Genomic DNA, 15,878 nt, shown 5'->3' with positions numbered 1-15,878 from the left:
ATGCCGGCGAACCGGCGTTTCGATGCCGCACGGGCCGGCTTACGCCGTCCCGGAGGGCGCCGAAGCCTGCTTTTGAGGTTCGACACTGGCGGCGCGCTTTTTGCGAGGCTTGTACTGGATGCTGTTCAACAGTACGGCCAGCACGATCACCGCGCCCATGAACACGGTCTGCCAGTAGGAGGAGACCCCGATAATGACCAGACCATCGGAGAGAAACCCGATCACGAACGCCCCCAAAAGCGTGCCGCGTACGTTGCCCCGCCCGCCGGTCAGCGCCGCCCCGCCGATCACCACACCGGCAATCGCGGTCAATTCATAGGTGGTACCGGCCGTCGGCCCGGCCGAAGTCAGCTGCGAGGAGAGCACCAGCCCCGCAATGGCAGCACACACGCCGGAAAGCACATACACCCACACCTGGACTCGCCTGACCGGCACACCGGAGAGCTCCGCGGCGCGCGCGTTGCCGCCGGTGGCGTAGACCCAGCGTCCGAAGGGCGTACGGTTGAGCGCGAACATGCAGGCAATGGCGACGGCGGCAAAGATCAGCACACCCACCGGCACGGAGAACAGCCGATTAAAGCCCAGCCAGTCAAAGCCGGTGTTGCCGAACTCGGGATTGCCGCCCAGGTTGTTGTAGGTCAAACCGTCGGTCATTAAAAGCGCCACACCGCGGGCCACATAGAGCGTGCCCAGGGTGGCGACAAAGGCCGGCACCTTGAAAATCGACACCAGCACGCCGTTGATCATGCCCACAAAGGCGCCCAGCACGCAGGTCAGCACCACCACGGCCCAGACCGGCGGATAAAACGTCGCGCCAAAGGCGTCTATCGACACGCCCTGCATCAAAAAACCCGCCATGACGCCACAAAGCCCCATGGTCGAGCCCACCGACAGATCGATACCGCCGGTCAGGATCACCAGCAGCATGCCGATCGACAGCAGCCCGAAAATGGCCACGTGCGAGGACATGGTCAGAAAGTTGCTGGTCGAGAAATAGACCGGCGAGAGCATCGAAAAGATGATGACAATGGCAATCAGGGCAAAAAAGGCACGCCCCTCAAGCAGAATGCGCCCCAGATCGAATCCGCCGGCGCGACGCGACGCCGGACGGGAAGATGACTGATCGGAGGCTGCGGGTGCAGCACTGCGCTGAACATCGGACATGGTAATGGCCCCTGCTGTACACGTATTTCAGCCTTCGACGGATTCACCGGAGGCCGCCATGATCTCTTCCCGAGTCACATCGGCCCCGAACTCTGCGCTGATGCGACCGCGACTCATCACCACGATGCGATGCGCCACGCTCAAACACTCCCCCACTTCCGAGGTCGAATAGATCACCGCCAGCCCTTTTGAGGCCCCCTCGGCCAGCAGCCGGAACACCTCGGCCTTGGCGCCGATATCGATGCCGCGACTGGGCTCGTCGAGCATGACCACCCGGGGTTGGGTCGCCAGCATCTTGCCGATGACCACCTTTTGCTGATTGCCGCCGGAAAGCGAGCCGATGCCGGCCGCGCCGCCGTCGGTCTTGATATGCACGTTGCGAATCGAGTCATCGATGACGGTCTGCTCGCGGCGGCGCGAGGTCAAAAGCCCGCGGGTAAAGGCACCGATGCTGGCCAGCGACAGGTTCTCGCCAACCGCCATCGTCTGTACCAGACCGTCACGCTGGCGGTCTTCGGGCACCAGTACCAGCCCGCGTTCGATGCGCTCGGCGATACTCAGCCGGGAGATGTCTTGCCCTTCGAGCATGACCCGACCACCGCTGGGCATCACACGTCCGGCCGCGCACTCCAGAAGCTCCGTGCGACCGGCGCCCATCAGCCCGTAGATGCACACGATTTCACCGGCACGCACCGACAGCGACAGTCGATCCACCACCGAGCGCTCGGGAACGGCCACATCCGCCACGCTGATGTCTTCAAACGACAGCGCCACCTCCCCCATTGTATGGCCGGTCGGCGGCGAGCCCAGATCGAAGTTCTCGCCCACCATGTGGCGCACGATCCACTCCAGATCGATCTCGCACCGCTCGGCGTAGGCGGTCATCGCCCCGTCACGCAGCACCACGGCGTGGTCGGTAATGGTCAGCGCCTCCTCCAGATGGTGCGAGATATAGACAATCGATACCCCACGGCTTTTCAGGTCCGCGATGACCCGAAACAGCACCTCCACTTCCGAGGCCGACAGCGCCGAGGTCGGCTCATCCATGATCAGAATGCGTGAGTTCACCGACAGCGCCCGGGCAATCTCGACAATCTGCTGCTGGCCAAGACGCAGATCCTCGACCAGCGTCAGCGGGTCGATGGGCTCGTCGAGCTCAACCATCAGCCGCTCGGTCTCGCGGGCCTCTTCGGCGTAATTCACCCCGCCCGGCCCGCCCAGCTCACGCCCCATGAAAATGTTGTCGCGCACCGTCATGTTGGGCGCAAGACTCAGCTCCTGGTGGATGATCGAGATGCCGTGGCGCTGGGCATCCACGGTGGAGGCAAAGCTTACCGGCTCACCGTCCAGCACGATCTCGCCGGCGCTGGGCTGAATCACGCCGGAAAGAATTTTCATCAGCGTCGACTTGCCCGCCCCGTTTTCGCCGAAAAGCGTGGTGACCTGTCCGCGCCGAATATCGAAATTGACACTTTTAAGCGCGTGCACGCTGCCAAAGGACTTGGCCACGTTGCGCGCCGACAGCACAACCTCGCCCGGCGCATCTTCCGGGGCCCCGGGTCTTGCCACGACACTCTCTTCACTGCTCATGAGGCACTCCCGTCATCACTGAACTACTGAACATCGAGGGCCACCGGCGTCACCAGCCAGTTTTTGGGATTGATCATTTGAAAGACACCGGTCACCTCGATGGTCTTGCCGCTCAGTGCTGCGGTGTCCACCCCCTGGAGCACCTCGGCCTTCATGGCCTCATTGATGGCTGCCCCCGCGTTCTGATATTCAATCTGATTGGTGAACTGACCAAAGCTGATCTCGCCGGTCGCATCCCGCAGCACCGTGCCGTTGATGGCCGGTCCCGTCTGGACCCGCACGGTCGTGTCTTCCGGCATATCGGGAATATCGATGGTGTAGGTGCCGGACCGGCCTTCGCCGACCGTCCCGGTGAAGTGCACCGGCAACAGCGGCCCGATGCCGCCGGACACGCCATACTGCTCGCCGGCGGCGCTGGCATCATCACTGAGCGCCTGCGCCAGTTCCGGCGCCTCCACGGCGCGCGATTCAACGCTTTGCGCAATTTCGGGGAACTGCTCCTGTCCGTAGCGCTCGGCCGAAAACTGCCCGCTCCGGGCATCGGACTGCGCGCCGTGCTCGACCACATGCGTGTCCCAGGCGATCGCAGCCGCCACCACAACGACCACCGCCGCCGTGATGACACGGCCATATTTTTTGCGCGAGCGTGGGCGGGCATGGGTACTGGCATCTGCTGTCATATCGAACCGGTCTCCGCTGCTTGGTCAGGTGTATGTAAGGGCCTCGGGGCGTTCGGGCGCTGCGCTGACCGAACCAACCCGAATCATTTGACCTGCTATCGTTCAAATGTATTAACGCCACAGCGCCCCTGCCCTGCAATCCCTTGCCCTGTATCGAGCGCTAAGACTTTGTGCTTAACGTTCTTAACGATTTGAAATTAAAGGTAATAATTTGCTCTGTCGAAAGGACGTGCGACTAAAGTTATCGGCTCTGGAAGGCGCTGATAATGCGAACATTTCTGCAGGGAGAGAACATCGGTACAGGCAGCACGCTTACGACCTGTCACCGACATAATGAAAAACGGCTCTTGATGTCAGATCAGCAGCTCTCGGAAAAACAGCTGAAGCGATAGGGAGAAAGGGAGAAAGGGAGAAAATTCTGGCAAGGCACCCGGCCCTGCCAAAACAGCGCTGCAACAGCACTTCAGGACAGGTCCGTCATCAGACACTGCCATGAGCGGTATGGAATCACGGATGCCAGTGCATCTATCCCTGGCGCGAGGCGTCGTCCAGATGCAAGAGGGTATGCGCGTTGGTAGCGCTGGTGGCGAGCACATCGATTACCCCGGTGCGCAAGGCGCCGAGGATGCCGGCAGCCTTGGTGCTTTCGCTGGCAATCGCGATGACTTCGGGAATACGGGCCAGGTCCGGGATGGTCAGTCCGATCACACGTCCCTGCATGGGCGTGGAGGAGGCGCGGCCGTTCAGGTCGATGAAGTCATAGCCCATCATGTCGCCGACGGTGCCGGACAGTCGCGCCTCGGCAATTTCCGACGGCGAGAACCAGCCCATGCGCACCATATTGCTGTCCTCGGACAGGTCCCCCACGCCGATCATGGCAATGTCGGCGCGGCGGGCACGATCCAGCGTCTGGCGTACGGTGGGGTTGTCCAGCATGGCATCGCGAAGCTCGGCACTGGCCACCATGGCCGGGGCGTAGAGCGTTTCACTTTCGCCGCCGAACTTCGCCGCCAGCCGCCGACAGATATGGTCAGGGTTCATGTACTCGCCGGCGCGCAGCGAGCCGCCGATGGCGCAGATGAACGAACACTGTCGGGTGCGACGGGTAAAGACGTTGTCTGCCACGGTGCCGACATTGCGGCCCATGCCGACAGCCACCATGGTGCCGTCTTCCAGCGTTCTCGACAGGTGGTCAGCCACCAGACTCGAGACTTCGTGGCGCTGCTGGTCGGCATCGGCGCAGTCAAGCGCAATCAGCGCCCGGCGGATGCCAAAGCGTCGGATCAGCGCCTGTTCGATCTCGGCGGCCACCGAAGGATGATGGCGCACCCGCACATCGACGATGCCCTCCGCCTGTGCACGCTTGAGCAGTCGCCCGACCTTGATGCGTGACATGCCAAGGCGCCCGGCGATCGCCTCCTGGGTTTCGCCGTGCATGTAATACAAACTGGCAATCTCGGTCATCAACGCGATATCGGGATCGGCACGCTCGTTCATGGAGTCTCCGGGTCAGCGGCGTGAGGGTCATGGAGGCGGGAAGATACCTGCCTGTATCGCCCGTGTCACAGCGGGTTCATCTGAAAAGGGGACAGTACGTCGGCCGTACTGCCCCCATCATGCTGGCGCGTGACGCCTTGTGTCGTCGAACGGGGTTACGTTCGGCCGGCCTGTTCCTTCTCATAGGCCTCGATACGATCCACCTTGGCCTGCGAGCCGCCGCCGCTGAATTCGCTCTCCAGAAAGGACTCGGCGATTTTCTTGGCAAGCTCCAGACCGATCACGCGCGCGCCCATGGTCAGGATCTGGGCGTCGTTACTCTTGCGCGCACGCTCGGCGGAATAGGTATCGTGCGCCTGCGCGGCCCGAATGCCCGGCACCTTGTTCGCCGAGATGGCCACGCCAATGCCGGTGCCGCAGATCAGGATGGCACGGTCGACCTTGCCGTCCTTGACCGCATGTGCGGCGGCAAAGGCGATGTCCGGATAGAGCACCGGCTCGGCGTCATGGGTGCCGAAGTCCTCGACCTCGTGACCCAGCGAGCGGACATGCGCCACCATGGCCTGCTTCATGTCATAAGCGGCTTCGTCACACCCCAGTGCAACCCGAAGCTTTCCGGTTTCTGCTGTCATGATCTCTCCCCCGGTGAACACTCACCTTGTGCGTTGACACTTTCCAGCGTACGCCTCCCGATCATATGAACAAAGCGTATTCATATGAAAATACGTCAGACTTGTCGTGCTGATCGGGAACAGCGCGCTCAGACGCCAACGATATCACCCCTCCATCGGGAAATGCGCAGCCCGACCCCCTACAAAAGGCGATAATAGAACCAAAGTCTCATGCGAACGAGCGCAACACGGCGCTAATATGGCCTGACTGTTCCTAACAAATGTACATGTCAGGATCATATTATCGTTCTGACAATTTCCTGTTCGGGCGCACAGCCGCCCGAAGGGGAGAGAGGCATCGAAGGGCCCTTGAGTATAGCGCCCGCACGCGATGTCGGATCATCATCGCCTCATCAGGAGTACGCCCGTCATGACACGCCTTTTCAACGACCCCGTTGCCTTTGTCGACGAAGCCACCGAAGGCTTCGTGGCCGCCCACGCCCACCGGGTACGCCAGGTGCCCGGCGGCGTGATTCGCAGCACGAAAAGCGAGCCGAATACCGTGGCGGTGGTCATCGGCGGCGGCTCCGGCCACTACCCCGCCTTTTGCGGCCTGGTCGGCCAGGGGCTGGCCCACGGGGCGGCCATGGGCAATCTGTTTGCCTCGCCCTCGGCCCAGCAGATCTACTCGGTCGCCCGCGCGGCCAACAACGGTGCCGGCGTGCTGCTGAGCTACGGCAACTATGCCGGCGACGTCTTGCACTTCGGCCAGGCCCGGGACCGTCTGATCAGTGAGGGCATCCCGTGCGAGATGGTCAAGGTCATCGACGATGTCTCCAGCGCCAGCCTTGAAGAGATTCAAAAACGCCGCGGTATCGCCGGCGATCTGACCGTGTTCAAGATCGCCTCGGCCGCTGCCGAAGCCGGCTACTCGCTCGAAGAGGTAGTGCGTGCGGCAGAAGCCGCCAATCTTCGCACTCGCTCCTTTGGCGTGGCCTTTGACGGCTGCACCCTGCCCGGCGCCGATGACGCCCTCTTTCACGTTCCCGAAGGCAAGATGGCCGTGGGCCTGGGCATTCACGGCGAGCCGGGTATCAGCGAGCAGGACATTCCCACGGCCGACGAGCTGGCCGAGCTGCTGGTCAAGCGGCTGCTGGAGGAGCTGCCCGAAGGCGTCAGCAGCGCAAAGGGGGCGCGAGCCTCGGTGCTGCTTAACGGTCTGGGCACGGTCAAGTATGAAGAGCTTTTTGTGGTTTATCGCCGCGTCAATCAGCTGTTGAAAGAGGCCGGGCTCGAGATTGTCGAGCCCGAGGTCGGCGAGCTGGTGACCAGCCTCGACATGGCCGGCGCCTCACTGACGCTGTTCTGGCTCGATGAAGAGCTCGAGAAGTTCTGGGCCGCCCCCTGCGACACGCCCGCCTACAGCAAGGGCAGCGTGGTCAGCGCCGAGCCGCTCGATGCCGCCGAAATCGACATTCCCGACCCGGATGCCATCCCCGAGGCCACTGAAGAGTCGAAGGAAGCCGCCGCCAGGGTACTGGCCGCGCTTGAGGCCACCTATAAAGTCATCGAGGACAACGAAGAAGAGTTCGGACGTATCGATGCCGTGGCCGGCGACGGCGATCACGGCATCGGCATGGCCCGCGGCGGCAAGGCAGCCGTTGACAAGGGGCGCGAGGTGAAAGAGCGCGGCGCCGGCGCCGGTACCCTGCTGCGCATGGCGGGTGATGCCTGGGCCGACCGCGCCGGCGGCACCTCGGGCGCTATCTGGGGCTCGGCGCTGCACTCGCTGGCGATGGCCATCGGCGACGAGAAGAAACCCGATGCCGCGCGCATTGCCCAGGGGGTCAACGATGCCCGCGACAACATCATGCACTTCGGCAAGGCGAAGGTCGGTGACAAAACGCTCGTCGACGTCCTGGTGCCCTTCAGCGAGGTACTCAGCGAACGTGTCGACGCCGGCGATGATCTGAAAACGGCCTGGCGGGCCGGCGCCGAACGCGCCGAACAGGCCGCGAAGGACACCGCTGACCTTGTTCCGAAAATCGGTCGCGCCCGGCCGCTGGCGGAAAAGAGCAAGGGCACGCCGGATGCCGGCGCCGTGTCGTTGTCCATGATCATCCGCGCCGTCGTGGATGTGTTGTAATCCGGACCCCACGGTTTGATCCAGGAGAGAGACATGACCGCGCCCCTGCTTATCGGCACCAGCCTCAAGATGTACTTCGGCTATCAGCAAACGCTGGACTGGTGTCGTCAGGTGAGTGACATCGCCCGGCGCCACCCCGCCGTAACCCAGGGGCATGTGGCGCTTTTCATCATGCCCTCGTTGCCGACCCTGGCGCCGGTGCTCGACATTGTGCGTGGCACCGACATCCGCATCGGGGCGCAGAACATGAGTGATCAGCCGCCCGGCGCCTGGACCGGGGAAGTCAGCGCCGCCATGCTCGCCGAAATGGGCTGTCGCTGTGTCGAGATCGGCCACGCCGAGCGGCGTCGCCACTTTCATGAAGATGAGCCCCTGATCGCCGCCAAGACAGCCCGCGCCATGACGCACGGGCTCTCCCCCGTGCTGTGCATTGGCGAAACCGATGAGGGCGCCCCCGAGGCGGCGGCCAGCGAGTGCATTCGCCAGATGGAAAGTGCCCTTGCCGAGGCACCGCAGCCCAGAGAGACCGATCTGATCGTGGCCTATGAGCCGCACTGGGCGATCGGGGCCAGCCAGCCGGCTTCGAGCGACCACATCAGTGCCGTGTGCATGAAGCTTCAGGCATATCTGGACGCGCACGGCGGCGGGCGTGTCATCTATGGCGGCAGCGCCGGGCCGGGACTTTTGTCACGTCTTGAAGGCAGCGTTCAGGGCATGTTTCTGGGGCGATTCGTGCACGACGCGCACGCCTTCGAGCAGATTCTCGATGAAGTCATGACGCTTTCCACAGCGTCTCGCTGATCCCTGAACCTGCTGCAGTGAACCGGTTTCGGCACATCTTTCCTGAAACCGGGGGGGCGACATCACCGGTTCATGCAGCTACTCTTGTCGAATAAACCCATTCGGAATCGATGCGGGCCCGGCGTCACGACGCATTGAACCGGTCGATGATGCCAGGGCCCCTTTCACAACCACCAGCAGGCAGGAGTTTACCCAGATATGACCTCGCGTCGTCACCTCGCCAATGCCGTCCGTGCGCTTTCGATGGATGCCGTGCAGAAGGCCAACTCCGGCCACCCGGGTATGCCGATGGGCATGGCTGATATCGCGGAAGTGCTCTGGAACGATCACCTCAGACACAATCCGGCCAATCCGGACTGGGCTGAGCGCGACCGTTTCATTCTCTCCAACGGTCACGGTTCGATGCTGCACTATTCGCTGTTGCATCTGACCGGTTACGAGCTGCCGATGGAAGAGCTCAAGAATTTCCGTCAGCTCGGCTCAAAGACCCCGGGTCACCCGGAGCACGGCTACACGCCGGGCATTGAAACCACCACCGGGCCGCTGGGTCAGGGGCTGGCCAATGCCGTGGGCATGGCCGTCGCCGAGCGCACGCTGGCGGCCCAGTTCAACCGTGATGGTCACGAGATCATCAACCACCGCACCTGGGTATTTGCCGGTGACGGCTGCATGATGGAAGGCGTCAGCCACGAGGCCTGCTCGCTGGCAGGCCATCTGGGGCTGGGCAACCTGGTCGTCTTTTATGACGACAACGGCATCTCGATCGATGGCGAAGTTGAAGGCTGGTTCTCCGATGACACCGCCAAGCGCTTTGAAGCCTATCACTGGAACGTCATTCGTGACGTGGACGGCCACGACGCCGAACAGATCGACGCCGCCATCCGCGAAGCGAAAGAAGTCAACGACAAGCCGACCCTGATCATCTGCAAGACCGTGATCGGCTTTGGTTCACCCAACAAGGCGGGCAAGGAAGAAAGCCACGGCGCCGCCCTGGGTGATGAGGAAGTCGAAGCGGCTCGCAAGCAGCTGGGCTGGGAGCACGGCGCGTTCGAAATTCCTGATGACATCTACAAGGCGTGGGACGCTCGCGAGACGGGCAAGCAGCTCGAAGACGAATACGAGCAGAAGCTGGCCGCGTATGAAAAGGCCCACCCGGAGCTGGCCAAAGAACTCAAGCGTCGCTACAACGGCGAACTGCCGGAGAATTTTGACGGCGACGCCCTGATCCAGCGCGCGCAGGAAAAATCCGAGACCACCGCTTCACGCAAGGCCTCCCTTGGCGTGCTCAACGAGCTGGCCCCGGATCTGCCGGAACTCTTTGGCGGCAGCGCCGATCTGGCGCCGTCCAACCTGACGCTGTGGAAGGGTGCCAAGGCGGTCAGCAAGGACAACTTCGACGGCAGCTACCTGCACTACGGCGTGCGTGAATTCGGCATGGGCGCGATCGCCAACGGCATCGCCACCCACGGCGGCTTCATTCCCTATGACGCCACCTTCCTGGTGTTCATGGAGTACATGCACAACGCCGTACGCATGTCGGCCCTGTCGCACACGCGCATCATCCACGTCTTTACCCACGACTCCATCGGTCTGGGCGAAGACGGCCCGACCCACCAGCCGGTCGAGCAGCTCGCCGACCTGCGTAACCTGCCGGGTCTGGCCACATGGCGCCCGTGCGATGCCACCGAAACCGCCGCGTCCTGGGTGGAAGGTCTCGAGCGCGAAACCGGCCCTACGGCCCTGATCTTCTCGCGTCAGGATCTGCCGGCGCAGTCGCGCGATCATGAGCAGGTGAAAAACATCCGCCGCGGCGGCTATATCCTGCATGACTGCGACGGTCAGCCCGAGATGATCCTGATCGCCACCGGCTCCGAAGTGGGTCTGGCGATGGATGCCGCCAAAGAGATCGAAGGCAAGGGCACGAAGGTACGCGTAGTCTCCATGCCCTGCACCACCAAGTTCGATGAGCAGGATCAGGGCTATCGTGATTCCGTGCTGCCGCCGTCGGTGCGCAATCGCATGGCGATCGAAGCCGCGATTCCGTCAACCTGGTACAAGTATGTCGGTCTGGACGGTCACGTGTTCGGCATGACCACCTACGGCGAGTCCGGCAAGGCCGGTGATCTGTTCAAGCACTTCGGCTTCACGGTAGAGAAGGTCGTCGAGCGCGCCGAGCAGATGCTCAAGGCGTAATCGAGACTCGGTCCCGGGTATCCGCCCGGGGCTGATGCGATGGCAGATCCAAAGAAAGGGCCCGGCAATTGTTTGCCGGGCCCTTTTGCGTGACGCTCACAACATCGCGATCAGGCGACGGTGATGTCCTTGTCGAGATAGACGTCCTGAATCGCGTTCAACAGGGCCACACCCTCTTCGCGCGTTTTCTGGAACGCCTTGCGCCCGGAGATCAGACCCATGCCGCCGGCACGCTTGTTGATGACCGCGGTACGCACGGCCTCACCCATGTCGGAATGGCCCTTGGAGCCACCGCCGGAGTTGATCAACCCGGCACGGCCCATGAAGCTGTTGACGACCTGATAGCGCGCCCAGTCGATCGGGTTGTCGCTGACGAGCTCGTCATAGACGCGGTCGTGGGTATGACCGAAGCCGACCGCACGATAGCCACCGTTGTTCTCCGGCAGCTTCTGCTTGACGATGTCGGCATTGATGGTCGCGGCCAGGTGGACGGCCTGACTGGTGAGGTCAGAAGAGACGTGGTAGTCGGTACCATCTTTCTTGAACTCGGGGTTACGCAGGTAGGACCACAGCACGGTGACCATGCCCAGCTCGTGCGCGCGCTCGAACGCTTCGCTGATTTCCTGGATCTGGCGACGGCTTTCCGGCGAACCGAAATAGATGGTGGCGCCCACGGCGACACAGCCCATGTCATGAGCCTGCTCGACCTGTGCAAAGATGGTCTGGTCGTAGATGGCCGGATAGGTCAGCGTCTCGTTGTGGTTGAGCTTGACCATCATCGGGATGCGGTGCGCGTAGCGACGCGCCACCGAGGACAGCACGCCCAGCGTGGAGGCCACGCAGTTGCAGCCGCCATCGATGGCCAGCTCAACGATGTTTTTCGGGTCAAAGTACTGCGGATTGGGCGCAAAGGAGGCCCCGGCCGAGTGCTCGATGCCCTGATCGACCGGCAGCATGCTGACATAGCCCGTGCCACCGAGTCGGCCGTGGTTGAAGATGGTCTGCATGTTGCGCAGTACATGCGGCGAGCGGCTGCTGTCCATCATGACCCGATTCACGAAATCGGGGCCCGGCAGGTGCAGGTCTTCTTTCCTGAACCCGGCACAGGTATGGTTCAACAGGCTATCCGCTTCCTCTCCCAGCAGCCTGGCGATATCTGTCATTATCTTCATCCTCTTTTCTACGAAAGATTTTGCATTGCCGCAGGCCAATGCCGCGGCCTGAACAGCATAAGCAACTATACGTTGCAGTTCATGTCATGTTTTGTCAGTAGTATTCACGCATGAAGGGCGCCGCAGTGCATGTCTGTCACGGACAACCACGTACTCGAGGCCGCCATGACTGCGCCTCATTGTGCGGGGTGGGTGGCACGCCCCACTTGGCCGCGGTGTGCGCCGCCCTCGCCCCCTGGACGAAAGTCTCATACCCGTCAGGGCTGCCGGCCCCTCGATAATGGCAGGCGGTGCGACTGTCTTCGTTTTCCATGTCCCTGCTATGCTGGGAAGAGTTTTCAAACCGGTCCTGAAGACCTGAAGGCAACGTCAGGGCTGCCCTTACCGCTCAACGCTTATCATTCATACGGGAGTAGCGACATGACCGTGCGCAAGATGTCCGAGCTCAACCTCGCCGGCCAGCGTGTCCTGATTCGTCAGGACCTTAACGTGCCGATCAAGGATGGAAAGGTCACCTCGGATGCCCGCATTCGTGCCAGCCTGCCCACCATTCGCACGGCCCTGGAACAAAATGCGCGCATCATGCTGATGAGCCATCTGGGTCGCCCGACCGAAGGCGAGCCCAACGACGAAGAGTCGCTGGCCCCGGTGGCCAATCACCTGGGCGAGCTTCTGGGCATGACGGTACGCCTGGAGCGCGACTATCTTGAGCAGGACCCCGAGGTAGAAGAAGGCGAGGTCGTGCTGCTGGAAAACGTGCGCTTTAACAAGGGCGAGAAAAAGGACGATGAAGCGCTGGCCAAAAAATACGCCAGCCTGTGCGACGTCTACGTGATGGATGCCTTTGGCACCGCGCACCGCGCTCAGGCCTCGACCCATGGCGTGGCCCGCTTTGCTCCGGACGCCTGCGCCGGCCCGCTGCTCTCCTCGGAGCTGGACGCGCTCGAAAAGGCCCTTGCCACCCCGAAGCGTCCGATGGTGGCCATCGTCGGCGGCTCCAAGGTCTCCTCCAAGCTGGAAGTGCTCAACGCCCTGTCCGAGAAGTGCGACCAGCTGATCGTGGGCGGCGGGATCGCCAACACCTTCATCGCGGCCGCCGGCTATAACGTGGGCAAATCGCTGTATGAAGCCGACCTGGTCGATCAGGCCAAAGCCCTGATGGACAAGGTCAACGTGCCGCTGCCCATCGACGTGGTCGTGGCCACCGAGTTCTCCGACAAGGCCGAAGCCGTTACCCGCAACGTCGATGAAGTGCGCGATGACGAGATGATTCTCGATGTCGGTCCGCAAACGGCGCAGACCTACGCCGCGTCACTGCGCGAAGCCGGTACCATCCTGTGGAACGGTCCGGTCGGCGTGTTCGAAATCGATCAGTTCAGCGCCGGCACCAAAGCCATGGCGCATGCCATCGCCGACAGCGACGGCTTCTCGATTGCCGGCGGCGGTGACACCCTGGCGGCCATCGACAAGTACGACGTCACCGACAATATCTCCTATATCTCCACCGGCGGCGGTGCCTTTCTCGAGTACGTGGAAGGCAAGACCCTGCCGGCCGTCAGCGCCCTGCGTGACGCCGCGAAATAAACGGCATCACTCATGACAGGGGCCCTGTTCTTTTGCGAGAACAGGGCCCCTTTTTGTAACACCGCTTTGTCATCATGTTTCCGTCACGGCCCTGCGGCGATACACTGCGATAAAGTGCAAAACAGGCCACCCATGAACAAACGACTCTTTTATGCCGGTAGCTGGCCCGATTCGGCCGCCCTGCTCGAAGGCGCCCTGTGGGTAGGCTACGGCTGGAGCATTCAGTGGTCGCTGGTCAATCAAAGCAGTCTCGTCTTTTTACTGGCCACCCTGGTGGTACTGATCTGCGCCCTGACAACGCTTTTATGGCAGCCGCTGAAGCTCACGCTGGCACGTTACCGGGTCAGAAAGCGTCGCACCGAAATGTGGATGCACATTCTCTATCCCCCCCTGCTGCTCGCCCCGCCCCTGTGGTGGCTGCTGGAACGCCTGGTGGGCACTCTGCCCGACGCCCAGCAATGGACGCTGGCCTGTCTTTTGATGACGGTGGGCTGGCTGGTGTTTCTGATCTCGCTTTTGATCAAGCGCCTGATTCGCCAGTACCGTCAGTCACTGAACAAACACAGCGCGGACTGACGGCTCCCCGGATATCTTCCTTGCCTTGATCTAGAAGCTTTCCCACTCCTCGACCGTCTCGCTTCGTGATGGGACACGAGAAGCTGCCGGCCGGAGACTGACGCCCGTCGAGGCGTCGGTCTTTTTTACACCCCTTGATACCAGCGCTTTCGGGGCCGGTCGCGTCGATGCCTCAAATGCCCTGTTTGATTCGATGGCTGCGGCGTCCTTCGTTACCGAAGAGTCCAGACGAAAGACCGAGACGGCCTCGACCAGCGCCTGCGACTGCTGATGCAGCCTGCGCGAGGCTTCACCGTTTTGTTCGACCATGTGGGCGTTGTGCTGTGTGGTCTGATCCAGCTGGCCGATGGCCTCACCCACCTGGCTGACACCGGTGCTCTGCTCGGCGCTGGCACGGCTGATATCGCCCATGATGTGGTGAACACGCTTGATGGAGGTGACCACTTCCTCGATGGTCTGACCGGCCTGATCCACCAGTGCCGTGCCCTCTTCGGTGCGGGTCACGCTTGCCGAGATCAGCGCATTGATTTCACGTGCCGCTTCGGCACTGCGGCTGGCCAGATTCCTGACCTCGCCGGCCACGACCGCGAAGCCACGCCCCTGTTCGCCGGCCCGGGCCGCCTCGACCGAGGCGTTGAGGGCCAGAATATTGGTTTGAAAGGCAATATTGTCGATCACGCTGATGATCTCGGCGATGCGTCGTGCGCCGTCGTTGATCTCTTTCATGGTAACCACCACGCTGCCGAACACCTCCCCACCGCGTTCGGCCACACCGGCGGCGCTGGTGGCCAGCTGTTCGGCGTCACGGGCGTTGTCAGCGTTTTGACGTACCGTCGCGCTGAGCTCCTCCATGGCCGCGGCTGTCTGCTCCAGTGCACTGGCCTGCTGCTCGGTACGCGAAGAGAGCTGGCTGTTGCCATCCTCGATGCGGCCACTGGCATGAGACACTTCATGGGCGGTGCGGCGAACATTGGCCACGGTCTCCTGCAGCCGGTCGGTTGTGCGGCTCAGGGCCGCCATGATGCTGCGATCGTGTTCACCATAGGCCCTGCGTGAGACATCAAGCTCGCCACGGCCGATCGCCTCGGCCAGCGCCCGCACCTCACCGGGCTCGGCGCCCAGCGTTTTCAAAAGCCCGCGTGTAATCAGCGTGGCAATCACGATGCCCAAAAGCACCGCCAGCGCGCACAGGGTGATCATGGTGGCCTTGAAGCCACCGCTGATGCCGCGTACCACACCCGCCTCGGCCTGGTTCGTGGCTTCCTGATAGTCGATGAAGGCATTGATCGAGGCCAGCCAGTCGTTAAAGGCCGGGGCCGCCTGCGACAGCAGCAGGGCCCGAGCGCCCTCGATATCACCGGCCCGGCGTGCGGCGAGCACGCGATCGATCAGCGGCATGGTGCGATCATGAACAGCGTTGATGCCGGTCAGAAGGCGCTGATCATCGGCTGAAAAATTCTCGGCATCCGAGGCCATAATGGCCATGCCGGCGGCTGCGGCCTGATAGTCGGCCGTTAGTTTATCGATTCGTGCGATGACTCGTGGCAGATCGCCATCACTGACCAGCGTGGCATCCCGCAGCGCAATGGCCCGGTCATGCACGCTGCCCCGGAAATCGATGGCGTGGCGCTGCTGAACGCTGTTGATGTCATTGATGCGAGCCAGCCCACGATCGATCTCGCCGACCCGCCATACCCCGATGGCGGTCAGCAATACGATCAAAAAGAGCACGGCAGAGAAGCCGAGTATCATGCGAGTACGCACACGCATGTTTGAAAGAGTTGAGACGCCTGACGCCATTGCCATATGAGCCACCTGTCTTTATTAAGGCACTATTAATTAACGCGCTATACATAAGGACAGA

At 62.2% G+C, this 15,878-nt stretch carries 12 protein-coding genes; 5 read left to right on the top strand and 7 right to left on the bottom strand.

The genetic code is table 11. The features are described from left to right. Positions 1–39 precede the first annotated feature (39 nt). From ACS92L_RS14680 to rpiB, 5 genes are all read right to left on the bottom strand, one after another. Positions 40–1,164 carry an ABC transporter permease gene (locus ACS92L_RS14680; RefSeq protein ID WP_438765836.1) on the bottom strand — a complete coding sequence of 375 codons (1,125 nt, stop codon included), beginning with the start codon at positions 1,162–1,164 and terminating at the stop codon, positions 40–42. 27 nt (positions 1,165–1,191) lie between these two features. Further along, a complete protein-coding gene (locus ACS92L_RS14675; RefSeq protein WP_438765834.1) occupies positions 1,192–2,754 on the bottom strand; it encodes a sugar ABC transporter ATP-binding protein in 1,563 nt (520 codons plus the stop codon). Positions 2,755–2,777: 23 nt separating this feature from the next. Beyond that, positions 2,778–3,434: a DUF2291 family protein gene (locus ACS92L_RS14670; protein ID WP_438765833.1), complete on the bottom strand. Its 657-nt coding sequence runs from the start codon at positions 3,432–3,434 to the stop codon at positions 2,778–2,780. Between the two features lie 525 nt (positions 3,435–3,959). Next, the gene (locus tag ACS92L_RS14665; RefSeq protein ID WP_438765831.1) at positions 3,960–4,931 is read right to left on the bottom strand and encodes a sugar-binding transcriptional regulator; all 972 of its coding nucleotides are present in this window, start codon (positions 4,929–4,931) and stop codon (positions 3,960–3,962) included. 155 nt (positions 4,932–5,086) lie between these two features. After that, positions 5,087–5,563, bottom strand: coding sequence for a ribose 5-phosphate isomerase B (rpiB, locus tag ACS92L_RS14660; RefSeq protein ID WP_438765829.1), 477 nt, complete (start codon positions 5,561–5,563; stop codon positions 5,087–5,089). Positions 5,564–5,972: 409 nt separating this feature from the next. Between rpiB and ACS92L_RS14655 the strand changes: the two genes are divergently transcribed. From ACS92L_RS14655 to tkt, 3 genes are all read left to right on the top strand, one after another. Continuing rightward, positions 5,973–7,688 carry a dihydroxyacetone kinase family protein gene (locus ACS92L_RS14655; RefSeq protein ID WP_438765828.1) on the top strand — a complete coding sequence of 572 codons (1,716 nt, stop codon included), beginning with the start codon at positions 5,973–5,975 and terminating at the stop codon, positions 7,686–7,688. A 33-nt stretch (positions 7,689–7,721) separates the two neighbouring features. Continuing rightward, complete coding sequence (locus ACS92L_RS14650) at positions 7,722–8,489, top strand: triose-phosphate isomerase family protein (RefSeq protein WP_438765827.1); 768 nt, start codon at positions 7,722–7,724, stop codon at positions 8,487–8,489. A 198-nt stretch (positions 8,490–8,687) separates the two neighbouring features. After that, the gene (tkt, locus tag ACS92L_RS14645; protein WP_438765826.1) at positions 8,688–10,682 is read left to right on the top strand and encodes a transketolase; all 1,995 of its coding nucleotides are present in this window, start codon (positions 8,688–8,690) and stop codon (positions 10,680–10,682) included. 110 nt (positions 10,683–10,792) lie between these two features. Here the strand turns inward: tkt and ACS92L_RS14640 are convergent, their stop codons facing one another. Further along, positions 10,793–11,845, bottom strand: coding sequence for a class I fructose-bisphosphate aldolase (locus tag ACS92L_RS14640; protein WP_438765825.1), 1,053 nt, complete (start codon positions 11,843–11,845; stop codon positions 10,793–10,795). 429 nt (positions 11,846–12,274) lie between these two features. On the opposite strand from ACS92L_RS14640, the gene ACS92L_RS14635 reads away from it, so the two are divergent. Together ACS92L_RS14635 and ACS92L_RS14630 are read left to right on the top strand one after the other, a co-directional pair. Next, the gene (locus ACS92L_RS14635) at positions 12,275–13,438 is read left to right on the top strand and encodes a phosphoglycerate kinase (protein ID WP_438765824.1); all 1,164 of its coding nucleotides are present in this window, start codon (positions 12,275–12,277) and stop codon (positions 13,436–13,438) included. A 132-nt stretch (positions 13,439–13,570) separates the two neighbouring features. Beyond that, complete coding sequence (locus tag ACS92L_RS14630) at positions 13,571–14,014, top strand: hypothetical protein (protein WP_438765823.1); 444 nt, start codon at positions 13,571–13,573, stop codon at positions 14,012–14,014. Positions 14,015–14,044: 30 nt separating this feature from the next. Here the strand turns inward: ACS92L_RS14630 and ACS92L_RS14625 are convergent, their stop codons facing one another. Next, on the bottom strand, positions 14,045–15,820 hold the full coding sequence (locus tag ACS92L_RS14625) for a methyl-accepting chemotaxis protein (protein WP_438765822.1): 1,776 nt from the start codon (positions 15,818–15,820) through the stop codon (positions 14,045–14,047). Positions 15,821–15,878: the final 58 nt, after the last annotated feature.

The sequence above is a fragment of the Kushneria halocnemicola genome, from assembly GCF_965650455.1.
Lineage (GTDB): Bacteria > Pseudomonadota > Gammaproteobacteria > Pseudomonadales > Halomonadaceae > Kushneria.
The sequence above is the reverse complement of the archived record's forward strand: the minus strand, read 5'-3'. Positions and strand labels throughout refer to the sequence as shown.